Consider the following 26,465-nt stretch of genomic DNA (forward strand, 5'->3'; position numbering starts at 1 on the left):
GTGGATGCCTCGGCCGGCCCTCAGGCGACCTGGGCGGTGAGGCCCACGGACTGGACGGCCTTGGCGGCGGCCGTCTCGTCGTTGTCCGAGGTGTCGCCGCTGATCCCCACCGCGCCCTCCACGCTGCCGTCGGCCCCGCGGACGATCACGCCGCCGGGCACCGGCACGAGGCGGCCGCCGAGCGCGGCTGCCGCCGCCGTGATGAAGTAGGCCTGCTGCTCGGCGCGCTCCATGAGGGCCCGGGACCCCATCCCGAGCGCGAGGGCACCGTAGGCCTTGCCATGCGCGATCTCGAAGCGGTTGTTCGAGGCACCGTCCTCCCGCGCTGCGGCGACAACGTGGCCGCCGGCGTCGAGCACGACGACGGTCAGCGGCTTGAAGCCCTGCTCGCGGCCCGCGGCGAGGGCCTCGTCAACCAGGCTGCGGGCGGTGGCCAGTCCGATGCTCACGAGGCGCTCCCGACCAGGCCGGCGGCCTCCTTCTGCGCCTCGCGGCGGCGGTGCAGGATCGGCTCCGTGTAGCCCGAGGGCTGGCTGGCTCCCTCGAGCACGAGCTCGCGCGCGGCGAGGAACGCCTCGGAGTCGAACGAGGGTGCCATGGGCGCGTAGTCCGGGTCCCCGGCGTTTTGCTCGTCCACGACGGCGGCCATGCGCCGCAGGGAGTCCTCCACCTGCTCGCGCGTGATGATGCCGTGCAGGAGCCAGTTGGAGATGTGCTGGGAGCTGATCCGGCACGTGGCGCGGTCCTCCATCAGCGGGGTTCCCCCGATGTCCGGGACCTTGGAGCAGCCGACGCCGGCGCTCACCCACCGCACCACGTAGCCGAGGGTGCTCTGGATGTTGTTGTCGAGCTCGTTGCGGCGGGCATCCTCGTCCCACCCGGCCGGGTCGCCGAGCGGGATGGTGAGGAGCTGCCGGAGCGTGGAGCGCCGCCCCGCGCCGAGTTCCGCCTGACGGGCGTCCACGTCGACCTGGTGGTAGTGGATCGCGTGCAGGGTCGCGGCGGTCGGCGAGGGGACCCAGGCGCAGTTCGCGCCAGCGAGCGGGTGGGCCACCTTCTGCTCGAGCATGTCCGCGAGGTTGTCCGGCGCAGCCCACATGCCCTTGCCGATCTGCGCCCGGCCGCGGAAGCCGCACTCGAGGCCGATGTCCACGTTCGAGTCCTCGTAGGCCTTGATCCAGCTCGTGGAGCGCATGTCCGCCTTTCGGACCATCGGACCGGCGAGCATCGAGGTGTGGATCTCGTCCCCCGTGCGGTCGAGGAAGCCGGTGTTGATGAAGACGACCCGCTCGCGCGCCTCGAAGATGCAGGCCTTGAGGTTGGCCGAGGTGCGGCGCTCCTCGTCCATGATCCCGATCTTGAGGGTGAGCGGCTCGAGCCCGAGCACGGACTCCGCGCCGGCGAGGAGGGCGCAGGCCACGGCCACCTCGGCCGGACCGTGCATCTTGGGCTTGACGATGTACACGGAACCGGCGCGGGAGTTGCCTCCGGCGTGCGGGCCGCGCAGGTCGTGCACGGAGCCGAGCCCGGTGAAGAGGGCGTCGAGGATCTCCTCGGGGACGCGGTTGCCCTCGGAGTCGAGGACGGCGTCGCTCGTCATGAGGTGGCCCACCTGCCGGATGAGCAGGAGCGAGCGGCCGGGCAGCGTCAGCTCCGAGCCGTCCGGCGCGGTGTAGACGCGGTCGGCGTTGAGGCTGCGGCTGAAGGTCTTGCCGCCCTTGGTCACGTCGGCCGTGAGCGTGCCCTGCATGAGCTTGAGCCAGTTGCGGTAGCCGGAGACCTTGTCCTCGGCGTCGACGGCGGCCACCGAGTCCTCGAGGTCCATGATGGTGGTGAGGGCGGCCTCGAGGACCACGTCCTTCACGCCGGCGGCATCGGTGGACCCGATGGGGTGGGTGCGGTCGATCTGGATCTCGAGGTGCAGGCCGTGGTGCGCGAGCAGGATGGCCTCGGGGGCGCCCGGCTCGCCGCGGTAGCCGGCCAGCTGGGAGGGGTCGGCGAGGCCGACGGCGCCGCGGGAGCTCTCAGCCACGAGGGCGCCGTCCTCGATCCGGTACGCGGTGGCCTCCGCGTGGGAGGCACCGGCCAGAGGCACGGTCTCATCGAGGAAGGCCCGGGCGCGCGCGATCACAGCCTCGCCGCGGGCCGGGTTGTAGCCCGAAGTCCGCTCGCGGCCCTCGGCCTCGTCGATCACGTCGGTGCCGTAGAACGCGTCGTACAGCGAGCCCCAGCGGGCGTTGGCGGCGTTCGCCGCGAAGCGGGCGTTCAGGAGGGGCACCACGAGCTGCGGGCCGGAGACCGTGGCGATCTCGGGGTCCACGCGGTCGGTGGAGATCGTGAAGTCCTCGGGCTCGTCCACGAGGTAGCCGATCGAGCGCAGGAACTCCTCGTAGGCCTCCTGGTCCACGGGGCCGGCCCCGGCGGAGCGGTGGAAGCCGTCGATCTGCTCCTGCATCCGGTCCCGAACCTGCAGCAGCTCCTGGACCTTCGGGGAGAACTCCTCGATGAGCGAGGCGGCCCCTGACCAGAAGGCGTCCTGCTCGAGGCCGGTTCCGGGCAGGGCCTCGTCGCGGACGAAGGCGTGGAGCGCCTCCGCCACCTGTAGCCCGTGGATGGTGATTCGATCGGCCATGGTCAACTCCTTGGCGTGAAAGTTTGGTTTCGCATTGCGGAAATACGTGGTCGTCCCGAAGAAAGGTAGCCAGTGCCACCCCGCCGTGTCAATGCCGCTGCGCCCTCGTCCCGCAGGACGGCGAGTGTGGACTGACCACTGTGGACTGACCATTGACCAGTGGCACACCTCACACCTAGACTCCTAGAGGCTCTTCCGGAAGGCGGAAACATACTTCCGGTTCCACCATTGCCGCCGCAGACAATCGCTGCCGCCACAGACAAAGGAGTCTCTGTGAGCACCTTCCATCAACTCATTGACCCCCTGAACGGGTCGCTCGCCCTCTCGGCGGTCCTGGCCGCCCTTCCCCTCCTCCTGCTTTTCGTGATGCTCGGCATCTTCCGCACCAAGGCGTGGAAGGCCGCCGTCGCGAGCCTCGTGCTCTCCGTCATCCTGGCCATCGCCGTGTGGCAGATGCCGGCGGGACAGGCCCTCTCGGCCACGGCCGAGGGCGCCTTCTACGGGGTGTTCCCCATCCTCTGGATCCTCATCAACGCCCTGTGGGTGTACAAGCTGACGGTCGCCACCCGCTGGTTCGATGTCCTCGGCAGCACCATCCGCTCCATCTCGGCTGACCTGCGCATCCTCGTCATCCTCATCGCGTTCTGCTTCGGCGCCCTCCTCGAGGCCCTCGCCGGCTTCGGGGCGCCTGTGGCGATCACCGCCGCAATGCTCGTGGCAGCGGGCATGAAGCCGTTGAAGTCCGCCACAGTGGCGCTCCTGGCGAACACCGCGCCGGTCGCCTTCGGCGCGATGGCCTCCCCGGTCATCGCGCTCAGCGGCGTCACCGGCATCCCGCTCGCCACGGTCTCGGCCATGGCCGGCCGGCAGACCCCGTTCCTCGCGCTCATCGTCCCGCTGCTGCTCGTCTTCATCGTGGATGGCCGGCGCGGCGTCCGGCAGACCTGGCCGGCCGCGGTGGTGGGCGGCGTGGTCTTCGCCGTCGTCCAGTTCGCCACCTCGAACTTCTTCACGGTCGAGCTCACGGACGTGCTGGCAAGCATCGTCGCCATCGGGGCCGTCCTGCTCCTGCTGCGCGTCTGGCAGCCCGCCGAACTGCTCGAGGCGGACCGCGTCGTCGACGACGAGGACGAGAGGGTGTCCGCGCGGCAGGGTGCAACGGCGGCCCGCACGGTCGATGCGTCCGCCACGGCCACCGTCGGAGCGCGCGCAGGGGGCGCCTCGTCCACCGACGGCGTGCGCGGAGGCTCCTCGGTGGACGCCGCCGAGACGGGCGGGGGGCGCCCCAGCGCCCGTGAGATCTGGATGGCCATGGGCCCCTACCTCGTGATCATCGTGGTGTTCTCGCTCTCGCAGGTGCCCGTCATCAAGAACTGGCTCACCGCCGTCGGCGGCTTCTCGTTCCGCTGGCCGGGCCTCGACGTGGTGGATCCCGCCGGCAAGCAGGTTGGGTCCCAGGTCATGCGGTTCGACCACCTCAAGGCCACCGGGACCCTGCTGCTGATCTCCGGCCTCATCACCCTCGCGCTGTACCGGATCCCGTTCGGACGCGGGGTGCGGATCTACGGCGAGACCCTCAAGGTGCTGCGGTGGACCATCCTCACGGTCAGCTCGGTCCTCGGGCTTTCCTTCGTGATGAACCTGTCCGGGCAGACCGGCACCCTCGGCATCGCCCTGGCCTCCGCAGGCGGCATCTTCGCGCTCCTCTCCCCCGTGCTGGGCTGGATCGGCGTGGCGCTGACGGGCTCGGACACCTCGTCCAATTCGCTGTTCGGCCAGCTCCAGGTCACCGCCGCCGCGCACACCGGGCTCTCACCGATCCTCATGGCCGCCACGAACTCCTCGGCCGGCGTGCTGGGCAAGATGCTCTCGCTCCAGAACCTCGCCGTCGCCGCGGCCGCCGTGGGACTCGACGGCTCCGAGAGCACGCTGTTCCGGCGCCTGCTGGGCTGGAGCATCGGCCTCCTCGTCCTCCTCACGGCCCTCGTGCTCCTCCAGACCGGCCCCCTGTCCTGGATGGTCCCGTGACCGCGGCGCCGTCCTCCCCTACGATCACCACAAGAGCTGAGAAGGCACCATGACGCTCCACACCGAGGTCCCCGCAGACGCCATGCACACTGACACCCGCGCCTTCGCCGCGCACCCCCGGGCCAGCTTCGACACCGCGGCACGCAGCGCCGTGGCCACGGACCGCTCGGGCTACGAGCCCCCCACGCTGCCGGACGCCGTCGTCCACGCCGAGTCGGTCGACGACGTCGTCCAGGCGCTCCGGCTGGCCCACGAGCACGGCCTGCCGGTGGTCCCCCGCGGCGCCGGCACCGGCCTGGCCGGCGGCTCGAGCGCCCATGCCGGCGAGATAGTGCTCGATGTCTCCCGCATGAACCGCATCGTAGGCATCGACCCCGTCGAGATGATCGCCGTGGTCCAGCCGGGCGTCCTGAACGCCGAGGTCAACGCGGCCGCCGCCGAGCACGGGCTCTTCTACGCCCCGGATCCGGCGAGCACGGCCATCTGCTCGATCGGCGGCAACATCGCCACCAACGCGGGCGGCATGTGGTGCGCCAAGTACGGGGTGACCCGCGAGTCGGTCCTCGGGCTGACCGTGGTCCTCGCCGACGGCCGGATCCTCCGCACCGGCCGCTCCACCATCAAGGGCGTCACCGGCTATGACCTCAACGCCCTGTTCATCGGCTCCGAGGGCACCCTCGGGGTGGTGGTCGAGGCCACCCTGCGCCTGCGTCCGCGCCCCGTGCGCACGGAGACGCTCGCGGCTTACTTCCCCGACGTCGAGGCGGCCGGCCGTGCGGCGTCGGCGATCACGGCGGCCCGCATCCAGCCCTCGATCCTCGAGCTCATGGACGGCCCCACCATGGACGCAGTGGACCAGGCCGAGGGCACCCGGCACCGCGAGCTGGGCGGCGCCTTCCTCCTTGCCCAGACGGACGGCTTCGGCGCGCACCTCGAGCTCGACGAGATCGCCTCGGCGATCAGCCCCTACGCCACGACCGTGCACCGCGCCGCCGACCCCGAGGAGGCCGCGGCGCTCGTCAAGGCCCGGCGGGACGCGATCCCCGCGCTCGAGAAGCTCGGCCGGGTGTCCATCGGGGACATCGCCGTGCCGCGGAACCGGCTCGCCGACGCCTTCGCCGGGCTCGAGGAGATCGGTTCGCGGACCGGGACCAGGATCTTCAGCGTGGCACACGCGGCCGACGGGAACCTGCACCCGATGATCGTGGTCGACCCCGAGGAGTCCATCACCTCCGGCCCGGCGAAGGCGGCCCTCGCCGACATGTTCCACCTTGCGCAGCGGCTCGGCGGCACGCTCACGGGCGAGCACGGCGTGGGCATCCTCAAGCGCGAGTGGGTCGGCGAGGAGCTCGGCGCGACGTCTGTGGAGATCCAGCGGGCCCTCAAGTCTGCCCTGGATCCCACGGGCATCCTCAACCCCGGCAAGGCCATCTGAGCTTCAGGCGAGTCTGCCTGGGATGGGCGGGCCGGCGGTGCCCTGGGCACCGCCGGCCCGCTGATGGCTACGGGATCTCCGGCGCCGTGCGCTTCGCGGCCAGGATCTCCAGCAGGAGGCGGTCCCGTGCGGCCAGGACGTCCTGCCAGTCGCGGCCGGCGAGCTCGGCGCGGACGCCGTCGGCCATCGTGGGGATGTAGTCGTCGGTCTCGGGGTAGTCGCCGAGGTCGCGGCACCAGTCGCGGATGGCGGGGCCGAGGTGCTCGAGGAAGTGGGTGATGCCGCCGCTGCCCCCGCCGGCCTCGCAGTTGAGGAACGGGCCCATGATGGCCCAGCGCAGCCCCGGGCCGTACTGGATCGCCGTGTCGACGTCGGCCACGCTCGTCACTCCCTCCTGGACGAGGTGGAACATCTCGCGCCAGAGGGCCGCCTGGAGGCGGTTGGCCACATGGCCGGGCACCTCCTTGTTGATGCGGATCGGCTTCTTGCCGATCGAGGTGTAGAACGCGATGGCCGCGTCGACGTTCTCCGGGGCGGTCTGCCGGCCCCCGAGGACCTCGACGAGCGGGATGAGGTGGGGAGGGTTGAACGGATGCCCCAGGACGAGACGCCCGGGGTGCTGCATGCCGTCCTGGGCGTCGCTCATGAGCAGGCCCGAGGAGGAGCTCGCGATGATCGTCTCCGCCGGCGCCGTCGACTCGATCTCGGCGAGGATGGAGCGCTTGAGGTCGAGCCGCTCGGGCCCGTTCTCCTGGACGAAGTCTGCGCCGCAGGACGCCTCGGAGATCGAGGCGGTGAACGTCAGATGGTCCTTCGACGCGCCCTCCGCAAGGCCCAGCTCCTCGAGCGTGGGCCAGTACTCGTCGATCCACGCGCGCAGGCGCCCCTCGGCGCCGTCGGCCACATCCGCGGCGGCGACGGCGAAGCCCCGGGACAGGTAGAAGGCGGCCCAGCTGGCCCCGATCACCCCGGTGCCGATGACGGCGACTGTCTTCTTCGTGGCCATGCGCGGTCCCTCCAGTGGCGTTGTCCCGGGCTATTCCCCCATCAGGGCCTATCACCCAGACTGGGGGCATGTCGATCCTGCCGCAGATCAGCCTCCGCACCCCTCTTCCCTTCGACATCCTCGGCGCCCAGGTCGTGGTTGCGGGGCTCGGCTCCGCCTTCGAGGGCGTGTACGGATCGGTCACGGTGCGCGACGCCGGCGGCCACATCGTGGCCGAGTCCAACCTCATGGGCGGCGGCAACGGGTTCTCCCTGTTCCACAACGCCTTCGGGCTCGGCACTCCCTCAACGCCCGAGGGCACCGTCACCGTGACCGCGACCAACCCCAGCGGCCTGCCCGAGAACGCCGCCTCGATCACCGTTCCGGTGACGTTCGGGCGCACCCTCATGGGCGGGACCTACTCGGGGTTCTCCCTCCACACGGTCGTGGCCGGGGACACGCTCTCCGGGATCGCGCAGCAGTTCTACGGCGACGCCAACGAGTACGGCAGGATCTTCACGGCGAACCGAGACATCCTGTTCGACCCGAACGTGATCTACGAGGGCCAGTCGCTGCGCATCCCGCTCGCCTGACCGATCGGGCATAAGCTACGCTCCTGGGCCCTGACGGATCCGTCTAGGCTACGGCCCTTGCGGGTACAGTCACCGCATGGATTCAGCATGGACACGAACAGGGGCATGAGTTGGCAGGGAATGCAAGCTTCCGGCATACCAACACGGCGCTGCTCTCGGTGAGCAGCGTCGAGGCTCCGAGGATCGTGAGTTCCACGGACTTCGACCGGAGGCTCGGCTCCACCCTGAAGCGTCTCAGGTTCCCGCCGCGGCTGCTCGAGCGCGTCGCCGGGGTGAAGCATCGGCGCTGGTGGGATGCCGGGACATCGTTCGACGACGCCGCGCTCGAGGCAGGCGCCAAGGCACTGGCAGAGGCCGGCGTCGAAGCCTCCGAGGTGGGTCTGCTGATCAACACCTCGGTCACGCGGCGCAACCTCGAACCCTCCGTCGCCGTGAAGATCCACCACGGGCTCGGCCTGCCGTCCTCCGCCATGAACTTCGATCTGGCCAACGCCTGCCTCGGGTTCGTCAACGGATTCATCCTGGCCGCCAACATGATCGACTCGGGCCAGATCAGGTATGCGGTCATCGTCAACGGCGAGGACGCGCAGGCAGCCCAGGAGGCCACGCTCGCGCGGCTGGAGCGTCCCGAGACCACGCGGGAGGACTTCAGCCGGGAGTTCGCCACGCTCACCCTCGGATCCGGAGCCGCGGCCGCGGTCCTGGGGCCCGCGGACGAGCACCCCGGCGGACACCGCCTCGTGGGCGGCGTGATGCGCGCCGGCACCGAGCACCACGAGCTGTGCGTGGGAGGCATCGACGGCATGGCGACGGACACGAAGGGCCTGCTCGACGGCGGGCTCCAGCTCGTGGTCGACGCGTGGCACGAGGCCCATCAGGAGTGGGACTGGACCGCGATGGACCGGTATGTGACCCATCAGGTCAGCAACGCCTACACCGAGGCCATCATCAGGGCGATCGACCTGGATCCGGCCAAGGTGCCCATCACGTTCCCGCACTGGGGGAACGTGGGCCCCGCCTCGCTCCCCATGACACTCGCCGCCGAGGCGCAGTCCCTCGCGGCCGGGGACCGGGTCCTCTGCATGGGAGTCGGCTCAGGGCTCAACACCGCCATGATGGAAATCGCCTGGTGACCGCAGATTGGCCTCTGGTGACCGCAGACTGGCCCGGGGTCGAGCCGGAATGGTCGCGCACCCTCGCCGTGGCGTCCACCTCTGCCGTCGACCCACCGGGCACCGTGCGGCGATGGCACATCCTGGACAATGAGGCGCAGCTCTCCCGCCTGGGACTGACACCCGCCGGCACCCTGCTGTGCGTCCACGGCAACCCCACGTGGTCCTACCTCTGGCGGAGCCTGCTCTCGGCGGGCTCAGACCCGGCCCACCCGTGGCGTGTGGTGGCCGTGGACCAGCTGGACATGGGCTACTCGGAGCGGACCGGCACGTTCCGGCGCCTCGCGGACCGGATCAACGATCTGGGCGACCTCAGCGCCGCCCTCGGCCTGACGGGGCCAGTCGTCACGGTGGGCCACGACTGGGGCGGCGCGGTCAGCCTCGGCTGGGCCCTCGCACATCCCGAGCTCCTCGCCGGGACAGTGCTCACCAACACCGCGGTCCACCAGCCCTCGGGCGCGGCAGTCCCCCCTGCCCTGCGGCTCGCGATGCACCCCGCGGTCCACGGGTGGGGCACGACGGCGTCGGACGCCTTCCTGCGCGTCACCCACTCGCTCGCGCGCCCGGCCCTGCCGGACGACGTCCGCCGGGCCTACATGGCCCCCTACCGCACGGCGCACGACCGTGCCGGTGTGGGCAACTTCGTCGCGGACATACCCCTCCGCCCCTCGCACCCGAGCTTCGCGGCTCTCCGGAGTGTCGCGGAAGGCGTCCGCTCGCTCACCGTGCCGGCCCTGATGCTCTGGGGCCCCCGGGATCCGATCTTCTCGGACCGGTACCTCAACGACCTCATCGCACGGATGCCGCACGCGGACGTCCACCGCTTCGAGGGCGCCGGGCACCTCCTGCCCGAGGACAGGGACATCGCCACGCCGATCTTCGCGTGGCTCGCCGCGCGTCGCCGTGATCGTGACCGCAACGGCGACAGTGACGGCGCGAGCCGCCGGGCGCCGTCGGACGCCACTACGGCCGCGGCCGGCCCGAGCAGCCCGTCCGCGCCGGTGGCGGCCGGCTTCCGGCCGCTGTGGGACGCGCTCGGCGAACAGGCCGGGGGCCCGTCAGGCGACGAGACCGCGGTGGCAGAGATGTCGCCGCAGGGCACCGTGCGGCGTTCGCTCACGTGGCGGGAACTCGAGCAGAGCATCGCCGAGCTCGCGGCCGGGCTGCGGCAGGCCGGGGTGCGCGGCGGCAGCCGGGTGAGCCTCATGGTGCCCCCGGGGGTCGATCTCACCGTGGCCCTCTATGCCTGCCTGCGGCTGGGCGCGGTGGTGGTAGTGGCCGACGCCGGTCTGGGCACCCGGGGCCTGAGCCGCGCCGTGAAGGGGGCTGCTCCGGAATTCCTCATCGGGATCGACAGGGCCCTGGGCGCTGCCGCCGCTCTCGGCTGGCCCGGGCGGCGCATCAGCCTGCGGGACCTGCCCACGGCACGCCGTCGGCTCCTGGGGGTCGAGACGTCCCTCGCCGCGCTTGCCAGCGGCGCGGGGGCCGGCGCCGAGGCGGACGGCCCATGGCCGGTTCCAGAGCCGGACGCACCGGCGGCCATCCTCTTCACCTCCGGCTCCACCGGCCCCGCCAAGGGCGTCCTCTACCTGCATCGGCAGCTCGCCGCGATGCGCGATACAGTGGCGGCCACCTTCGGGATCCACCCCGGCGCGCGGCTGGTGGCGGGCTTCGCACCGTTCGCCCTGCTGGGCCCGGCGCTCGGGGCAGTGTCGGTGACCCCCGCGATGGACGTCACGGCCCCGCGTACCCTGACGGCCCGGGCACTCGCGGAGGCCGCGGCCGCAATCGATGCCAGCGTCGTCTTCGCCTCGCCGGCGGCGCTGCGCAACGTCCTGGCCACCGGAGACGAGGTCGGCGAGGCGGGGCGCGAGGCACTCGAACGCATCGGGCTCCTGCTCTCCGCCGGGGCGCCGGTCCCCGAACCGCTCCTCTCCGCAGTCCAGCGCCTCGTGCCGCACGCCTCGCTGCACACCCCCTACGGGATGACCGAGGCGCTGCCCGTCACGGACATCAGCCTCGAGGGGATCCAGGCGGCCGACGCCGATGCCGCCGCCGGCACCGTGCCGGGGTCCGGCAACGGGGTGTGCGTGGGCCTGCCGGTCCACGGCGCCCGCGTCGCCGTCGTCCCCCTGACGGCCAGCGGCACCGCGCCGGGGACCGAGCCGGTCACCGAGCCCGGGGTGACCGGCGAGATCCTGGTCAGCGCTCCCCACGTGAAGGAGGCCTACGACCGGCTCTGGCTCACGCAGCGGGACAGCAGCAGTGTGCCTGGTTGGCACCGTACCGGGGACGTGGGGCATCTGGACGCAGCAGGCCGGCTCTGGGTGGAGGGCCGTCTGGCCCACGTGGTAACCCCGCCGGACGGGGTGGTGACGCCGGTCGGCGCCGAGCAGGCCATCGAACGGCTCGACGCCGTGCAGCTGGCCGCCATCGGCGGCGTGGGCCCCGCCGGAACGCAGGCCGTGGTCGCCGTCGTCGAGACCGTGCCGCCCGCACGCAAGGCGGGGCCGGTCGCCCCGCAGCTCGCCCACCGTGTCCGCGCCGCGGCCCTCGACGCCGGCGTCACCGTCTCGGCCGTGCTCGCGCTGCCCGCGCTCCCCGTGGACATCCGCCACAACGCCAAGATCGACAGGACCCGCCTGTCGCGCTGGGCCTCACGGGTGCTGGCCGGCGCCCGTGGGGGGAGGCCATGAGGGTCCTCGCCACGGGTGCGAGCGGCCTGCTCGGGAGCGAGGTGGCCCGGCTGCTCATCCGCGAGGGTCACACCGTGACCACCCTCCAGCGCCGGCCGTCGGGAGTCGAGGGGGCGGTGGACATCTGCGGTTCGGTCACCGACGACGAGGTGGTCCGCGAAGCGGTCCGGGGCGTGGAGGGCATCATCCATCTGGCCGCCAAGGTCTCCTTCACGGGCCGGGCCGCGGAGTTCGACGAGGTCAACGTGGAGGGGACCCGCCGCCTGCTCCGCGCGGCGAAGGAAGCCGGGGTACGCGACGTCGTGTTCGTCTCGTCCCCGTCCGTGGCGAACTCGGGCGCCGCGATCGTGGGACTGGGCGCGGCCCTTGCCGATCCGGAGCACGCGCACGGCGACTACTCGCGCACCAAGGCCGAGGCCGAACTCCTCGCGCTGGCGGCAGACGCACCGGGGTTCCGGGTGGCGGCCGTGCGTCCGCACATCGTCTGGGGACCCGGCGACACCCAGCTCGTGGAGCGGGTCCTGCAGCGCGCGGCGCACCACCGCCTGCCGCTGCTCGACGCCGGCGCGGCCCTGATCGACACGACCTACATCGACAATGCCGCGTGGGCCATCGTCGCCGCGCTGCACCATCTGGACCGGATCCACGGCAGGGCGGTGGTGGTGAGCAACGGCGAGCCGCGCCCGGTCGGCGAGCTGATCGCGGGCATCTGTGCCGCCGGCGGTGTCCCGGCGCCGAACTGGTCGGTTCCGGGGGCAGTGGCGAGGGGCGTCGGAGCCATCGTGGAGAGGGTCTGGACGTGGGCGCGCCGCCGCGAGGAACCGCCGATGACGCGGTTCCTCGCCGAGCAGCTCTCCACGGCCCACTGGTACGACCAGCGCGAGACCCGCAGGCTCCTCGGCTGGACGCCGTCGGTCACCCTCGACGAGGGGCTGGCGAGGCTGGCCGAGCACTACGGCGGCCACGGGCCGGACGCCGATCCCGCCCGCTGACCGGCCCTACTTCTTCCGGCCCTACTTCTTCCGACTCTGGGCCGTCTTCTTCGTGTTCGCCTTCTCGAGCGCGTCCACCAGCTGTTCCTTGGTCATGCTCGATCGGCCGGGCACGTCGAGCTTCTTGGCCAGGTCGTAGAGGTGCTGCTTCGAGGCGTTGGCGTCCACGCCGCCGTGGGTCTCCCGCCGGGTCGACGCGCCGCCCTCGGCCTGCTCGTCCGAGGGCCCGTTCTGCTCCTTGGGCTCCCAGTGGTCGCCGACCTTCTCGTGGCTGTGCTTGAGGGCCGAGTAGGCGACGCGATGGGCGCGCTCCTCGTCGTGGTAGGTCTTCTCGGCGGAGTCGTGCGCCTTGGCGAAGGTCTGCTGGGCCTTCCTGCCGGAGCGCTGGATGGTCGAGGGGAGCTCGTCCTTCCTCGCCTTTCCGCTCTTGTCCGTCTTGGGCATGGTGTCCTCCGTTCCCTGGTACGGCAGAGTCGCCTCCCGCCACTCCTATACCCCGGTTCGGGGCGGCTCAACGGGTCGCGGCGCCCCGATCCGCCCGCAGCGCGCCCGCCAGCACTGAGGCGAGGTGGCGCCCCTCGAGCCCCGCGAGGTCGGCCACCTGGGTGCGGCACGAGAAGCCGTCGGCGAGGATCGCCCTGTCCGGGGCCGCCTCGGCCTTGGCGAGGATGCCGCCGCGGGCGATCGCCTCGGACACCTCGTAGTGCCCCGCCTCCATGCCCCAGTTCCCGGCGAGGCCGCAGCACCCGGCCGAGATCTCGACGTCGCACCCGGCGGCCTCGAGCAGCGCGCGCTCGGCGTCGAAGCCCATGACGGCGTGCTGGTGGCAGTGCGGCTGGGCGAGCAGCTTGTGCTCCAGCCTCGGCGGCTGCCAGTCGATGCCGGAGAGGAACTCTGCGAGGGTCTTCACCGCGCCCCCGAGCTCGGCAGCGCGTGGATCGTCGGGCACGAGCTCCGCCAGGTCGGAGCGCAGCGTGGCCGTGCAGCTCGGCTCGAGTCCCACGACCGTGCGCCCCGCGCGAACGTGCGGGACGAGGGCGTCCAGCGTCCCGCGCAGGCGCGTACGGGCGGCGTCGAGCTGGCCCGTGGAGATGTACGTCAGGCCGCAGCAGGCCGGCGGGGCGATCTCCACGTCGCAGCCTGCGGCCTTCAGCACCGTCAAGGCGTCCCGCGGGATGTCCGGGTCCAGCGCGTCGGAGAACGTGTCGACCCACAGCAGCACCTTCGGCGCGCCTTCCGCCGCTGCCGCACCCTCTGACGCGCGACGCCGCGCGGCCCGGTCCCAGCGGAACGGCACCAGCGGGAGGCGGGGCAGCGAACGGCGCCGGTCCGCGCCCATGGCCGCGAGCGCCGTCGTGCGCAGGGCCGGGACGCGGGCGGCGAGGTTGAGCAGCGGCGCGAACGGGGCGGCGAGCCGCAGCCACTGCGGGAGCCGGCCGAGCGTGTAGTGGCTGCGCGGGCGCAGGCGCCCTCGGTAGCTGCGGTAGAGGGTCTCGGACTTGTACGCTGCCATGTCCACACCGGCGGGGCAGTCGCTCGCGCAGGCCTTGCAGCTCAGGCAGAGGTCGAGCGCGGCGTGCACCTCGGGCGAACGCCAGCCGAGCTGGACGAGGCCGCCGTTGAGCATCTCCTGCAGAACGCGCGCCCGGCCGCGGGTGGAGTCCTTCTCCTCGCTCGTGGCGATGAAGGAGGGGCACATGAACCCGCCCGCATCACGCGTGTCCGCCCGGCACTTCCCCACCCCCACGCACCGGTGCACGGCCTTGGTGATGCTTCCGCCGTCCTCGGAGAACGCGAATCCCGATCCGGCGTGGATCTCGACGGCGCGCGGCCGGCGCAGGTGCGCATCCACCGGGGCGGGGCGCACCACCACACCGGGGTTGAGCGCATCGCCCGGGTCGAAGAGGCCCTTGAACTCGGCCATCGCGGCGAGCGCCTCCCTGCTGTACATGGCGGGCAGGAGCTCCGAGCGTGCCCGGCCGTCGCCGTGCTCCCCGGAGAGGGACCCGCCGTGCTCGGCGACGAGGTGGGCGGCGCGCTCGAGGAATCGGCGCATCCCGGCGCCGCCGAGGTCGAGGGGCAAGTCGAGGCGCAGGTGCACGCAGCCGTCGCCGAAGTGCCCGTAGGCCATGCCATCCAGCCCCTCGGACTCCATGAGCGCGGTGAGGCCGCGGAGGTAGTCGCCGAGTTGCTCGGGCGGAACCGCCGAGTCCTCCCAGCCGCCCCACGCCTGGTGTCCCTGGGTGGTGCGGCCGGCGAGGCCGGAGGCGTCCTCCCGGATGCGCCACAGCCGCTCTGCCTGCGGCCCCGCCTCGACCACGTGGGTCTGGTCGGTGGCCGCGGCGGCGGCCAGGCGTCGGGCGGCGTCGGCGGCCTCCTCGGGGGTGCCGCCGGGCACCTCGGCGATCAGGAGGCAGCCGCCGGAGGGAAGGTCGGGAACGCTGCCCGGGCCCTTGGCCCTGCGCACGGCGTCGAGGAGGCGCGTGTCGAGGCCCTCGAGCGCGAGGGGACGGAACTGCAGGAGGTTGGGCACGTCGTCGGCCGCCGAGGCCAGGTCCGGATAGCCCATGACGGCGAGCGCCGGCGACTCGGCGCGCTCCACGAGCCGCACGGTGGCCTCGAGGAGGACGCCGCACGTGCCCTCGGCGCCCACGAGCGCGGCGGCGAGGTGGGAGCCGTTCTCGGGCAGGAGGTGATCGAGCCCGTAGCCGGAGACCTGCCGGCGGAAGCGGCCGAACTCAGTGCGGAGCAGGGCGAGGTTCGCCTCGACGAGGTCGCGGAGGCCGGGGACGGCGGCGAAGGAGCGGTCCCCGGACGCGGCGGTGATGACCTCCCCCGTGCCCGTGAGCCAGGTCAGGGAGTGGACGTTGTCCGCCGTACGGCCGTAGGACATCGCGTGGGCCCCGCACGCGTTGTTGCCGATCATCCCCCCGAGGGTGGCGCGGGTCCCGCTGGCCGGGTCGGGCCCGAAGCGCAGGCCGTGGGGGGCGCAGGCCCTCTGCAGGTCGGCCAGGACAACGCCGGGCTCGACGACGGCCGTCCTCGCCTCGGGATCAACGGAGAGGATCCGGTTGAGGTGCCGCGACGTGTCGATGACCAGTCCGGGACCCACCGCGTTGCCCGCCATGGAGGTGCCCCCGCCGCGGAGGGTCACCGGGACGCCGTGCCGGCGCGCGGCGTCGACCGCTGCGACGAGCGCCTCCCGGGTGCGGGGCAGGACGACGGCGCCGGGCACCACGCGGTAGTTCGACGCATCGGAGGAGTAGAGGGCCCGTGCGAGGGAGGAGGCGTCCACCTCGCCCTCGACTGTGCGGCGCAGCTCGTCGACGAGGGAGCCCATGGCCTTCTGCCCGGGGCGCTGGGATGTCATGGTCCATTGCTACCCCGGATCCGAGGCCGCTGACAGGGCCAGTGTGTTTGTGTCCGGAGCGGTTCGGGTATCAGGGGCAAATCGCCGGGTCAGGAAGCAGCGGACTGAGGTCCGCGGGCTACGGCGCCTTCAGGGGCCTCGACAACGAGAGCACCGGAACCACCGAGGAGTACATCACGATGGTGACAACGGAAGACTTCGACCGTTTGACGACTGCCAACGGGAATGTGATCGGAACGGACGGCGAGAAGATCGGAGGGATCGGCGGCTTCTACGTCGATGACGAGACGGACCAGCCGAGCTGGGTGACGGTGAAGACCGGCCTGTTCGGCATGCACGAGTCCTTCGTCCCGCTCGAGGGGGCGAACGTCCGCGACGACGACCTCGTGGTGCCCTACACCAAGGACCAGGTCAAGGATGCGCCGAGGGTCGAGCCGGACGGCCACCTCGAGCATGACGAGGAGGACCGGCTCTACCGCCACTACGGCCGCGCGGCGTCCACCGGTGCGGACACGTCCTTCGCCACCTCCGGCACGGGGAGCGTCGATGACGTGGATACCCGCGGAACGGCGGCCGGCACGCAGGAGCGGGACTACCAGGAAGGCCGGGACTACCAGGAGGGCCGGGACTACCAGGAGGGCTACGAGGGCGGCGCCGGAGGCGTGCGCGACGTCGACTCCGACGGTTCCATGACCCGCTCCGAGGAGCGGCTCAACGTGGGCACCGAGCGGCAGGAGACAGGGCGCGCGCGCCTGCGCAAGTACGTGACCACTGAGAACGTCACCAAGACGGTGCCGGTGCAGCGCGAGGAGGTCCGGGTCGAACGGGAGCCGATCACCGGGGAGGACCGCGACTCGGCGGACTTCTCGGGCGCCAACGGCGGCCTCTCCGAGTCCGAGCATGAGGTCACACTCCACGAGGAGCGGCCCGTGGTCGACAAGGAGACCGTCCCGGTCGAGAAGGTCCGCCTCGGCACCGAGACCGTCACCGACGAGGAGACCGTGAGCGAGGACGTGGGCAAGGAGCACATCGACGTCGACGGCGCCGATGGCACGCAGAGGCGCAACCGGTAGGGGCACCTCACGCACGACGGCGGGTGCGCGGCGCTGGGGGCCGCGCACCCGCCGTTGTTCTTGCCGGGGTGCTCCGCGGCTGGGCGTGGGCGAGTGGGCTTGCTCTGGGGGCGGCCCACGCCGTACAGTAGAAATACCCCCAGGGGTATTACGTTCCATCACGAGGAGGACCCTATGTGCAGCCCCATGACATGCTCGACGTGCGGCAAGGTGACCTGGACTGGCTGCGGCCAGCACGTTGACCAGGTCTTCGCCAACGTCCCCGAGGACCGCCGCTGCCCCGGCCACGACTCGGGCTCCGGCTCCAACACGAGCCTCATCAACAAGCTGCTCTCCTTCCGGTGAGCGGCGGCGCGCCCGAGCGTCCCGTGTTCGACACGGAGCCCGTCCTCGCCCTCGAGCGCCAGCCAGCCCTCCCGGGCGGCGGCCGCTGGTCGGTCCTGCGGACGTGGGCTCGCGGCCGTTGGTCGGTCGGGGCCGCGGCGGCTGTGCTGGCCGCCGCGGCTCTGGCCGTCGCCAACGGGGCGTTCAGCGGCGCAACCCTCCCGGGCGTCCTCTGGACGGGGCTGCTCGTGCTCGGGGGTTCTGCCGCCCTGGGCCTGCTCGTCGCCAGCCTTGTCGGAGCACCCATCGGCGCAGAGGCCACGGTGTGCGACCTCCGCGGCCCGCTGTTCGGCATGATGGGCCTGCTGCTGGCAACGAGCCAGGGCAACCAGAGCATGATCGTCCAGCTCTTCGCCGGGCTCTCCTTGGACACGATCCATCTCGCGGTCCAGCCCGCGGTGGGAGTCGCCGCCGTTGCGCTGATGCTCGCGGCGCTCTCGGCCAGGCTCCGGCTCGAGCACACAGCCTTGGCCGACCCGGAGAACGCCGCGGCCTGCGCGACCTGCACGCCGATCTTCCCCGGACGCCGATAGCCGGGCGGTCAGAGTGCCTTCACGGCCCCGAGGACCTTGGTGAGCGACTCCTTCGCGTCGCCGAACAGGAGCGTGGTCTGGGGCTCGTACAGGAGGTCGTTCTCGATGCCCGCGAATCCGGGCCGCATGGAGCGCTTGAGGAACACGACCTGCTTCGCGTCGCCGGCCTCGAGGATCGGCATGCCGTAGATCGGTGAGCCCGGCGTGGACTTCGCGGCCGGGTTGACCACGTCGTTGGCGCCCACCACAAGGGCGACATCGGCCTGCTTGAACTCCCCGTTGATCTCGCTCATCTCCTTGAGCGACTCGTACGGCACGTTCGCCTCGGCCAGGAGCACGTTCATGTGGCCCGGCATGCGCCCGGCCACCGGGTGGATCGCGAACTCGACGTCGACGCCGCGCGCCTCGAGCGCCTGCGCGAGCTCGGCGGCGGTGTGCTGGCCCTGGGCGACGGCGAGGCCGTAGCCGGGCACGATGATGACCTTCTGCGCGTAGCCGAGGAGGACCGCCACATCCTCGGCGCTCGAGGACCGCACAGGCCTGTCGGAGACGGCGGTCGAGCCCGCAGTGGAGCCGCCGCGGAACGCGCCGAACATGATGTGGGCGACGCTGCGGCCCATGGCCGCTGCCATGAGGCGCGTGAGGATCGTGCCGGACGCGCCGACGAGCGTGCCGGCCACGACGAGCAGCACGTTCCCCAGCACGAGGCCGCTCGCAGCCACCGCGAGGCCCGTGAACGCGTTGAGGAGCGAGATGACGATCGGCACGTCCGCCCCGCCCACCGGCAGCACGAGCAGCACGCCGGCCACGAGGCCGAGCGCCAGGAGCGCCGCCGCGAGCACCATCGACGCGGCCGACGAGGGCAGCACGACCACCGCCACCGCGGCGGCCACGGCCGCCAGGAGCACGGCCCCCATGAGCACGGGGAGCCCGAGGAAGGTCACGGGACGCGTGGTCATGAGCTCCTGGAGCTTGGCGAACGTGACCGCGGAGCCTGCGAAGGACACGGCGCCGATGAGCAGCGTGAAGACGATCGCGAGCCGGGCCCAGGCGCCGCCTGGCCCCTCCGCGTGGGGCAGCTCGAGGAGCGCCACGAGCGCGGCAGCCCCGCCGCCCACCCCGTTGAAGGCTGCCACGAGCTGGGGCATCTGCGTCATCTTGACCCGCCGGGCCACCGGCGCAGCGATGGCCGCCCCCACGACGATGGCACCCAGGATCCAGGCGAGGTTCCCGATCCTGGTCGAGAGGAACACGGTGGCGAGCGCGACGGCGGCTCCGACCGCACCGATCGCGTTGCCGCGCCGGGCATGCCGCGGCGAGGACAGGCCCTTGAGGGCGAGGATGAAGCAGACGGCGGCGACGAGGTAGAGGAGCGCGGTCCAGGTCGGGTCGAGGACGGGTCCGGCGATCGTCACTTGGTCCCCTCCCCCGCTTTGGCGTGAGGCTCCGGCCCGCCGCCGGAGCGCCCCTCCGGCCGCCGCGCCTTGAACATCTCGAGCATGCGGTCGGTCACCACGAACCCGCCCACGAGGTTGGCCGTCGCGAGCACGACGGCGAGCAGCGCCACCGCGAGCACCCATCCGTCCTCCGCCTGCCCGGCCACGACGATCGCGCCGACGAGGATGATCCCGTGGATGGCGTTCGCGCCGGACATGAGGGGAGTGTGCAGGATGCTGGACACCTTCGAGACCACCTCGAAGCCCACGAACACCGCGAACACGAGGATGGTGAGCACCTCCACGCCGCCCATCAGCCAGCCCCTTCCTCGGTCTCGTCGATGGCCCTGCCCCGGCCCTCGGCCCGGACCTCCGCCCCCGAAGCCTGCCGGGTGGTGGTGAGCGCCGCGAGCGCATCGGCCGTCGGCGGGTGCCGGACCTCGCCGTTGTGCGTGAGGCACGCACCCGCGATCACCTCGTCGTCGAAGTCAGGCCGCACGTCCCCGTCCTTCGCGGGGACCAGCAGCTCGATGAAGTTGGAGACGTTCTTCGCGTACAGGCGCGAGGCGTCGGCCGCCATCGCCGACGCGGCGTCCTTGAGGCCGACGACGGTGACCTCGCCCGCGCCGTCCGCCGTGGCCACGGCGACGTCCTCACCGGGGACGGACCCCTCGACGTTGCCACCGGACTCGGCGGCCATGTCCACCACCACGGAGCCGGGCCGCATTCCCGCGACCATCTCCCGGGTCACGAGGAGCGGGGCGCGTCGTCCGGGGACGGCGGCGGTGGTGATGAGCACGTCCGCATCGGCGACGTGCGGTGCGAGCAGCTGGCGCTGGAGGGCACCGCGGTCCGCCGTGAGCTCGCGCGCGTAGCCGCCCGCGCCGGCCGTGGCCTCGGCCGAGGCGAGATCGAGGTGGATGAACGTGCCGCCCATCGAGGCCACCTCGTCCGCGGAGGCGGGGCGGATGTCATTGGCGGAGACGCGCGCGCCGAGGCGCTTGGCCGTGCCGATGGCCTGGAGCCCGGCAACGCCGGCGCCGAGGACGAGGACCCGGGCGGGCGGAATGGTGCCCGCGGCCGTCATGTACAGGGGGAAGAAGCGCGGGAGCCGGGTCGCCGCTTCGAGGACGCACCGGTAGCCGGTCACGAGGGCCTGCGACGTGAGCGCGTCCATCGACTGGGCGCGGGAGATGCGCGGCACCAGTTCGAGGGCGAACGCCGTGATCCGACGTTCCACGAGGGTGCGCACGGTGGGCAGCTCGGTGGAGGGCGAGGCGAGGCCCACGGTGACGGCACCGGGCCCCAGCCCGGCGGCCACCGCCGGATCGAGCGGCCGGACGTGGGCCAGGACGTCCACGGACGCCAGGTCCAGAGCTGGGACCACGTCCGCCCCGGCGTCGCGGTACGTGGCGTCCGCATGCCCGGCTGCTGTCCCCGCCCCCGACTCGATGGCGACCGTCAGCCCCAGCCCTGCCAGCTGTCGAACGGACTCCGGGGTGGCAGCCACCCGCTTCTCGCCCGCTGGCCGCTCCCTCGCGATGCCCACCCTCACGCGCGCCCTCCGCTCCGCGGCACACCGTTGGCCGCCCTGTGCTGCGAGTCTATGTGCCGCCTACCGTGCGCAGGCAGGAGAAACGCGGAGGGTGTCAGGCGGTCCCGCCCGGTGCCTGCTCGCCCGCGATGTTCACGAGCCATGCGATCCCGAACCTGTCCGTGAGCATGCCGAACGTGTCGCCCCAGATCGCCTTCTCGAGCGGCATCGAGACCGTTGCCCCCTCGGTGAGCCGGTCCCAGTAGCCGCGCAGCTCGTCTTCGGCGTCGGGACCGCCCGAGAGCGAGACGGAGAAGCTGTTGCTGCCGCGCTCGAACTCCATGCGGGACGGGGTGTCCGAGCCCATGAGGGTGAAGCCGCTCGGGGTGGTGAGCTGGGAGTGCATCACGAGGGAGGCCTCCGAGGCATCCTGTGCCGCGTGCAGGTCGTCGAACGTCGAGACGTTCAGCTCCCCTCCGAACACGGAGTGGTAGAAGGTCATGGCCTCGCGCGCGTTGTCCTTGAAGCTGAGGTAGGGGTTGAGGATGGCAGGCACAGCGACTCCTTGGGACGTTCCTTGCTGACCCTCGGGAGCTTACGCCCGGCCACCGACAGTGTTGAAGGCCCCGCGGGCCGGCGTCAGCCCGCGATCCGCTCGAGGTGCGCCACGACCGCGGCCCGCTTGGGCGAGCGCGGGGGCAGGAGGCGCAGGGCGGTGCGCCAGGCCTCGGCGTCGTCCGCAGCCTCAGGCAGCCGCAGGTAGTGCAGCACCACGTCCACCGCGGCGCTGCCCACGACCGCCTCGCGCAGGGTCGCGGAGAGCTCGTCGCGGAGCTCTGCGATGGCGGGAGCCTCCGAGCGGGGCAGGAGCTGGCCGCCGTACGCGCCCAGCGCCTGCCGGTGCGAACCTCGTTCGAGGAGGGCGAGCGCGGTCATCGAGTCGACCTCGAGGCCCTCGACCCGGTACGGACGCGAGCGGAGCGTCACGCCGATGCCCGCGCCGTCGAGCACCTTCCGCAGGCGCACGAGCTCGGCGCGCAGAGTCACCGGGGGAACCGGCTGGGCGTAGAGCCGCTCGGCCAGTTCCTCGGCGGTGAGGCCTCGGGGATGGCGGGCCAGGAGCACCAGGATCTCGGAGTGGCGCACGCTCAGGTTCAGCTCGCGGCCACCGGAGCGCAGCACGCCTTGGTCGCGGCCCGTCACGGCGAGCACGGCGCCCACTGGGCCCGCATGCCGTTCGATCTGCGCGGGCCGTGCAGGCTCGAGGCCGCGAAGGCGTTCCTCGACTGCTGCGACCGTGGCCTTGAGCCAGGGCAGCGCGTGGCCCCCGACCGCCTGCTCCCCGCCCGTGATGTCGACGACGCCGAGCGCCGTTCCCGTGCGCGGGTCCGTGATGGGCATCGCAGTGCACGAGAACGCCTCCACGAGCGGGCTGAAGTGCTCCGCGCCCCGGATCTGCACGGCGGACCCCTCGGCCAGGGCCGTGCCGGGGGCCGAGGTGCCCACGCTGGATTCAGACCAGTCGGCACCCTCGAGGAAGGCCATCGACTCGGCGCGCCGGCGCACGCTCGGATCGCCGCCGAGCCAGAGAAGCCGGCTGTTAGCATCGCCGACCGCCACGAGGATGCCCGCGTCCCGCGCGGGCTCCATGAGGAGGTGGTCGATCACCGGCAGGACCGGCGCGAGGGGATGGCCCGTGCGGTAGTCGCAGAGCTCGTCCTCCTCGAGGATGCTCGTCACCACCGCGTCCTCGCGGCGCCCATGCGCAGCGAGTGACCGGCGCCACGAGTCTGCAACGATGTTGCGCACCAGCGACTCCTTTGTATGTGCCGTGGCTCACAAGTGTAAGGGATTGGCCCCCGCAACGGCCCCGGCGACGTTGCACCGAGGTTGCGGTGCCCTCTCAGGCCGTGCGGGTGTGGTCCACCACGAGGGCCTGGGCGGCCACCTCGCGGATTTCGGTGATCATCCTCCGCACCGCGTCGAGGCTCGGCAGGCCCTTCAGGTCGGCCAGGACAACGCCGTCCCGGCCCCTGAGGCGCAGCCGGTATCCCCCCTTCCGCGGGTGGTCTTCAAGCACTTCGAATGTCGGGCCCATCATTCACCTATCGGTCGGCAGACCTCGTCCGCGCGAAAATGTGACACTTCCAGTCTCACTCGGCGGAGCCGCCCGGTCCAAGGCCGAAAGACCCAAGGCTTCATGGTGCGCGGGCTACTATCCTCCGGCAATGGACTGGATGACGAGGACCTCGTCTCCCTCCCCAACAGGCGTCGCCAGACCCGCTCCGCGGCGCACGTCCTCGCCGCCCACGTAGACATTCACGTGGCGTCGCAGGGCTCCCCGCTCGTCCCGGAGGCGCCGCCCCAGCATCGGGAACCGACGGGCGACGGCGTCGAGCGCCTCACCGGCAGACCGCACCGAGCCCTCGGGCAGCTCGAAGACGGTCTGCCCGCCGCTCGTCGGAGCGAGGACCGAGGGCACGACGACGGTGACCGGCACGGCTACGCCGGCCCGGCGCCGTCGTCCGCCAGCACCGCGGCGCGCACGCACAGCACATCGGGCAGGTGGGCGAGCACCTCCTGGAACGTCTCCCCCTCATCTGCGCTGGCGTAGACCGAGCCGCCCCGGGTCCCGAAGTAGACGCCCACAGGGTCGGCTGTGTCGACCGAGGCGGCGTCGCGGAGCACGGTGTTCCAGTCCGGCTCCCCGATGCCCTTGTCGAGCCGGCGCCACGTGGAGCCGGCGTCGTCGGTGCGGTGGACGGCCAGTCGCCCTTCGGGAGCCACCCGCTCCCAGTCCGAGACGAGGGGAACCACCCAGGCGGTCCCTCCTCGCCGCGGATGGGTGAGCATCACGAACCCGAAGTCCGCCGGCAGGCCATCCGCGATAGAGACCCACGTGTCCCCGCGGTCGTCGCTCCGGTAGACGCCACGGTGGTTCTGGGCGTACAGCCGGCCGTCGGCATCAGCCGCGATCTTGTGGACGCACTGCCCCACCTCCGGCTCGGGGTCGGGGAGGAAGTACGCGGAGATGCCGTGGTTGCGGGCGGTCCAGCTCGCGCCGGCATCGGTGCTGCGGTACACACCGCCTGCACTGATGGCAAGGTGCACCAGCTCCGGGTCATGGGGATCGGGGACGACCGTGTGCACCGCCGCGCCCCCGGCCCCCGGCGCCCACCGCTCCTTGTCGGAGTGCTCCCACAGCGCACGGTTGAGCTCGAACGTCTCGCCGCCGTCCGTCGACTTCCAGATCGAGATCGGCTCGGCGCCGAGCCAGACGACGCCGGGCCGCTCCTCAGTATCGGGCATGATCTGCCAGATGCGCTCGACGGCGGCGTCCGTCCCCTCCGGGAAGACCACCGATCCGCGCTCGGGCTCCGTCCACGTCGCGCCGAGGTCATCGGAGTGGGCCACGGTCGGCCCGAAGTGTTCGGACCGTACGCCGACGAGAATCCTGGTCCGGCCCGCGCGGGTGTCAATGGCGATGGAGGGGATCTCCTGCATGAGGAACTGTGGGGCACCGACTGTCCAGGTCCTGCGGTCCTCGCTCGTGGCGAGCCACAGACCCTTCTTCGTGCCGATCGCGAGAAGGACATGGGGTGAGGTCATGCGGACCATTCGACGCCACGCGCCCGAAGTGCGTCAATGCTAGGCAACCCAGCACCTGCAGGGTACTGTTCTCGCTAAGTCCACACGGGCCCTCGGATAGTTGACAGTTTCTGACAACCACGAGGCGTCGGGATGACGGTGTGGCCCCCGAGCTGCCCCGGAGCGCGTACCCCCCCAATTGCGTGCTCCGGGGCTCCTTTTTTTCCGGCGGCCTCTCGCGTGTGGCAGCGCTGGTGGTCTCGGGTCCGGAGGAGTCGCTTTAACCTGACTCGTGCCAACTTAGTGCGCAGTTTTCGGTGCGAGTGAGTCGAGGATTTCTTGGGCGTCGGGTCCGGGTGGGGTGGTGGCCTCGAGGAGCTGGCCGCTGATCTCGATCGTGTCGGTGCGCAGGGGCCTGAGTGTGCGGATGATCTTCTGGATGCTGGCCCCGGTGGCTTCTTGGAGGTGGCGGGCTATCGCGAGGGCGCAGAAGACGACGGTGAGGTGCGCTTCGATGGAGTCGCGTTCGTGATGGAACATGGGCCGGGCCTTCAGGTCGCTCTTGGCCATCCGGAAGGAGCGTTCGACCTGATAGAGGTCGTGGTAGGCGGCCACGACACCGTGCCCGTCGAGCGTGTCTGCGGGGATGTTGGTCACGTACCCCTTGAGCCCCAGGAGCTTCCGTGCACGTTCGACCAGGGCCCAGTCGACTCCGGGCTTGGCGTCCTCGAGCTTGACGAAGCGGTCCTTCTTGGCGGGCCTTGTGCCGTCGGCGATGTGCTCGGCGCGTTCGATCTGCTTGTTCAGGGTGTAGTTGTCCCGCTTCTTGCGGGTGAAGGAGTAGTGGTAGACGACCCGCCGCTCCCGCGCAGCCTTGCCGGCGCCCATCACTCGGGCGGACTCGAGCGTGCTCCCGTCCTCGAAGTGGTCGCCATGGGCCTGGAAGTGCTCGGCGAGGTCGTAGGGGGCCTTGGTGATCCTGGAGCCGACGATGAACCGGAAGCCCGCGTCCTCGAGGGCGTTCAGGTTCGCCGCCGAGAGCATGCCCGCGTCCGCCACGACGACCAGGTCCCTCACGCCGTGGCGTCCCTGGAAGGCCTCCAGGACGGGGATGAGGGTGCGGGTCTCGGCCTTGTTGCCCTCGAAGCAGTGGATCTCCAGCGGGAACCCCGTGGGCGTGACGAGCAGGCCGACGGTGATCTGGGGGTCCACCCGGCGTTCCTTGCTCATCCCGACCTTGCGCAGCGCGTCCTCGTTCTCGGCCTCGAAGTAGAGCGTGGTCAGGTCGTACATGACCAGGGCCACGGCCCCGCCGGCGGTCGCGTGGGCGTAGGCGGCCCTGCACGCTGCGTCGCGCCAGTCCTCCTTCGCGCACTTGGCCAGGGTTCGCCAGATCGTGCGCAGCGACGGCGCTCCGGGGACGCCCAGTTCGCCGAAGACCCGGACCGTGTCGGCTTTGGACGTCGGCTCGATCAGGCGGGCGAGCACGAGGTGACGGAACGCCTCGTCCCCGACAGCGCCGAACCCGACCCGCTCATACGCCTCCGACAGTACGTCCCACAGGACCCGGGATCGGCTGGCGACGATGACAGGGGACCCGCCCACCGACCGTGCCGCCCCGGCCGGCGGGGTGAGCGCATCGAGGTCGAACGCGCCCTGCCCGCCCTGGATCTTCGCCTTGGCGACCTGCACGAGTGCGGCCAGTGCGGCATCGCTGTGGGCCGAACCGATGTGCTCCACAATCGTCTGCACGCCGCGTCTCGTATGGGCGATCTGGACCGCTGTCGCACCCGAAGCAGTCCTCACCTTCCGCACGAACAAGCCCACCCGGACAGACTAGACAGGCCTTCTTAGTGCGCAAAACCCGACCCAAGGCCCCCGGAAGATCAAGGAACACGACCCCGAAAAGGCCCGGTCGACCCCCAAGTGGCACGAGTCAGGTTTAACGTCAGGACCCCCGGCCGTGTGGTCGGGGGTCCTGGAATGGTTGTCCGGCGGTGTCCTACTCTCCCAC

23 protein-coding genes are annotated in these 26,465 nt (G+C 71.7%); 9 read left to right on the forward strand and 14 right to left on the reverse strand.

All coding sequences use genetic code 11. The features are described from left to right. Nucleotides 1–20: 20 nt before the first annotated feature. Both IE231_RS13855 and IE231_RS13860 read right to left on the reverse strand, forming a co-directional pair. Nucleotides 21–449, reverse strand: a complete 429-nt coding sequence (locus tag IE231_RS13855; protein WP_189694561.1) for a GlcG/HbpS family heme-binding protein — start codon at nucleotides 447–449, stop codon at nucleotides 21–23. Then, nucleotides 446–2,632, reverse strand: a complete 2,187-nt coding sequence (locus IE231_RS13860) for a malate synthase G (protein WP_189694562.1) — start codon at nucleotides 2,630–2,632, stop codon at nucleotides 446–448. The genes IE231_RS13855 and IE231_RS13860 overlap by 4 nt, the downstream gene beginning before the upstream one ends. A gap of 273 nt (nucleotides 2,633–2,905) precedes the next feature. Here IE231_RS13860 and IE231_RS13865 point away from each other — a divergent pair, with 273 nt between their 5' ends. Both IE231_RS13865 and IE231_RS13870 read left to right on the forward strand, forming a co-directional pair. Further along, the gene (locus IE231_RS13865) at nucleotides 2,906–4,660 is read left to right on the forward strand and encodes an L-lactate permease (protein WP_189694563.1); all 1,755 of its coding nucleotides are present in this window, start codon (nucleotides 2,906–2,908) and stop codon (nucleotides 4,658–4,660) included. Nucleotides 4,661–4,709: 49 nt separating this feature from the next. Then, on the forward strand, nucleotides 4,710–6,095 hold the full coding sequence (locus IE231_RS13870; RefSeq protein WP_229866990.1) for an FAD-binding oxidoreductase: 1,386 nt from the start codon (nucleotides 4,710–4,712) through the stop codon (nucleotides 6,093–6,095). 67 nt (nucleotides 6,096–6,162) lie between these two features. Here the strand turns inward: IE231_RS13870 and IE231_RS13875 are convergent, their stop codons facing one another. Then, complete coding sequence (locus tag IE231_RS13875; protein WP_189694564.1) at nucleotides 6,163–7,101, reverse strand: 3-hydroxyacyl-CoA dehydrogenase NAD-binding domain-containing protein; 939 nt, start codon at nucleotides 7,099–7,101, stop codon at nucleotides 6,163–6,165. 68 nt (nucleotides 7,102–7,169) lie between these two features. On the opposite strand from IE231_RS13875, the gene IE231_RS13880 reads away from it, so the two are divergent. From IE231_RS13880 to IE231_RS13895, 4 genes are all read left to right on the forward strand, one after another. Next, complete coding sequence (locus IE231_RS13880) at nucleotides 7,170–7,673, forward strand: LysM peptidoglycan-binding domain-containing protein (RefSeq protein ID WP_201896933.1); 504 nt, start codon at nucleotides 7,170–7,172, stop codon at nucleotides 7,671–7,673. A gap of 110 nt (nucleotides 7,674–7,783) precedes the next feature. Beyond that, on the forward strand, nucleotides 7,784–8,806 hold the full coding sequence (locus IE231_RS13885; RefSeq protein WP_189694565.1) for a 3-oxoacyl-ACP synthase III: 1,023 nt from the start codon (nucleotides 7,784–7,786) through the stop codon (nucleotides 8,804–8,806). A gap of 14 nt (nucleotides 8,807–8,820) precedes the next feature. Beyond that, nucleotides 8,821–11,541 (forward strand): alpha/beta fold hydrolase, encoded by a 2,721-nt coding sequence (locus tag IE231_RS13890; protein WP_189694594.1) that lies wholly within the window; start codon nucleotides 8,821–8,823, stop codon nucleotides 11,539–11,541. Beyond that, nucleotides 11,538–12,533 carry an NAD-dependent epimerase/dehydratase family protein gene (locus IE231_RS13895; RefSeq protein ID WP_189694566.1) on the forward strand — a complete coding sequence of 332 codons (996 nt, stop codon included), beginning with the start codon at nucleotides 11,538–11,540 and terminating at the stop codon, nucleotides 12,531–12,533. The genes IE231_RS13890 and IE231_RS13895 overlap by 4 nt, the downstream gene beginning before the upstream one ends. A 21-nt stretch (nucleotides 12,534–12,554) precedes the next feature. Here the strand turns inward: IE231_RS13895 and IE231_RS13900 are convergent, their stop codons facing one another. Together IE231_RS13900 and IE231_RS13905 are read right to left on the reverse strand one after the other, a co-directional pair. Next, nucleotides 12,555–12,977 carry a ChaB family protein gene (locus IE231_RS13900; protein WP_189694567.1) on the reverse strand — a complete coding sequence of 141 codons (423 nt, stop codon included), beginning with the start codon at nucleotides 12,975–12,977 and terminating at the stop codon, nucleotides 12,555–12,557. A gap of 67 nt (nucleotides 12,978–13,044) precedes the next feature. Next, nucleotides 13,045–15,903: an FAD-binding and (Fe-S)-binding domain-containing protein gene (locus tag IE231_RS13905; protein ID WP_189694568.1), complete on the reverse strand. Its 2,859-nt coding sequence runs from the start codon at nucleotides 15,901–15,903 to the stop codon at nucleotides 13,045–13,047. A gap of 179 nt (nucleotides 15,904–16,082) precedes the next feature. On the opposite strand from IE231_RS13905, the gene IE231_RS13910 reads away from it, so the two are divergent. From IE231_RS13910 to IE231_RS13920, 3 genes are all read left to right on the forward strand, one after another. Then, nucleotides 16,083–16,976 carry a PRC and DUF2382 domain-containing protein gene (locus IE231_RS13910; RefSeq protein ID WP_189694569.1) on the forward strand — a complete coding sequence of 298 codons (894 nt, stop codon included), beginning with the start codon at nucleotides 16,083–16,085 and terminating at the stop codon, nucleotides 16,974–16,976. 174 nt (nucleotides 16,977–17,150) lie between these two features. Next, on the forward strand, nucleotides 17,151–17,321 hold the full coding sequence (locus IE231_RS13915; protein ID WP_189694570.1) for a DUF8730 family Cys-rich protein: 171 nt from the start codon (nucleotides 17,151–17,153) through the stop codon (nucleotides 17,319–17,321). Next, a complete protein-coding gene (locus IE231_RS13920; RefSeq protein WP_189694571.1) occupies nucleotides 17,318–17,893 on the forward strand; it encodes a hypothetical protein in 576 nt (191 codons plus the stop codon). The genes IE231_RS13915 and IE231_RS13920 overlap by 4 nt, the downstream gene beginning before the upstream one ends. A gap of 8 nt (nucleotides 17,894–17,901) precedes the next feature. On the opposite strand, the gene IE231_RS13925 is transcribed toward IE231_RS13920, so the two are convergent. The 9 genes from IE231_RS13925 to IE231_RS13965 form a co-directional block, all read right to left on the reverse strand. After that, the gene (locus tag IE231_RS13925; protein WP_229866996.1) at nucleotides 17,902–19,308 is read right to left on the reverse strand and encodes an NAD(P)(+) transhydrogenase (Re/Si-specific) subunit beta; all 1,407 of its coding nucleotides are present in this window, start codon (nucleotides 19,306–19,308) and stop codon (nucleotides 17,902–17,904) included. Next, nucleotides 19,305–19,643 carry an NAD(P) transhydrogenase subunit alpha part 2 gene (locus tag IE231_RS13930; protein WP_189694572.1) on the reverse strand — a complete coding sequence of 113 codons (339 nt, stop codon included), beginning with the start codon at nucleotides 19,641–19,643 and terminating at the stop codon, nucleotides 19,305–19,307. Before IE231_RS13930 ends, IE231_RS13925 begins: the two co-directional genes overlap by 4 nt. Beyond that, nucleotides 19,643–20,884 carry a Re/Si-specific NAD(P)(+) transhydrogenase subunit alpha gene (locus IE231_RS13935; protein ID WP_189694573.1) on the reverse strand — a complete coding sequence of 414 codons (1,242 nt, stop codon included), beginning with the start codon at nucleotides 20,882–20,884 and terminating at the stop codon, nucleotides 19,643–19,645. Before IE231_RS13935 ends, IE231_RS13930 begins: the two co-directional genes overlap by 1 nt. Before the next feature lie 94 nt (nucleotides 20,885–20,978). Then, complete coding sequence (locus IE231_RS13940) at nucleotides 20,979–21,419, reverse strand: VOC family protein (RefSeq protein WP_189694574.1); 441 nt, start codon at nucleotides 21,417–21,419, stop codon at nucleotides 20,979–20,981. A gap of 83 nt (nucleotides 21,420–21,502) precedes the next feature. Continuing rightward, a complete protein-coding gene (locus IE231_RS13945) occupies nucleotides 21,503–22,672 on the reverse strand; it encodes a sigma-54-dependent transcriptional regulator family protein (RefSeq protein ID WP_189694575.1) in 1,170 nt (389 codons plus the stop codon). A 94-nt stretch (nucleotides 22,673–22,766) separates the two neighbouring features. Beyond that, nucleotides 22,767–22,964 (reverse strand): YegP family protein, encoded by a 198-nt coding sequence (locus IE231_RS13950; protein WP_189694576.1) that lies wholly within the window; start codon nucleotides 22,962–22,964, stop codon nucleotides 22,767–22,769. A gap of 114 nt (nucleotides 22,965–23,078) precedes the next feature. Next, a complete protein-coding gene (locus IE231_RS13955; RefSeq protein ID WP_189694577.1) occupies nucleotides 23,079–23,363 on the reverse strand; it encodes a MoaD/ThiS family protein in 285 nt (94 codons plus the stop codon). Between the two features lie 2 nt (nucleotides 23,364–23,365). Continuing rightward, nucleotides 23,366–24,481 carry a WD40/YVTN/BNR-like repeat-containing protein gene (locus IE231_RS13960; RefSeq protein WP_189694578.1) on the reverse strand — a complete coding sequence of 372 codons (1,116 nt, stop codon included), beginning with the start codon at nucleotides 24,479–24,481 and terminating at the stop codon, nucleotides 23,366–23,368. Nucleotides 24,482–24,751: 270 nt separating this feature from the next. After that, nucleotides 24,752–26,278 carry an IS1634 family transposase gene (locus tag IE231_RS13965; protein WP_445977850.1) on the reverse strand — a complete coding sequence of 509 codons (1,527 nt, stop codon included), beginning with the start codon at nucleotides 26,276–26,278 and terminating at the stop codon, nucleotides 24,752–24,754. Nucleotides 26,279–26,465: the final 187 nt, after the last annotated feature.

Origin of the sequence: Sinomonas cellulolyticus (assembly GCF_014656475.1) — a bacterium.
GTDB classification, from domain to species: Bacteria; Actinomycetota; Actinomycetes; order Actinomycetales; family Micrococcaceae; genus Sinomonas; species Sinomonas cellulolyticus.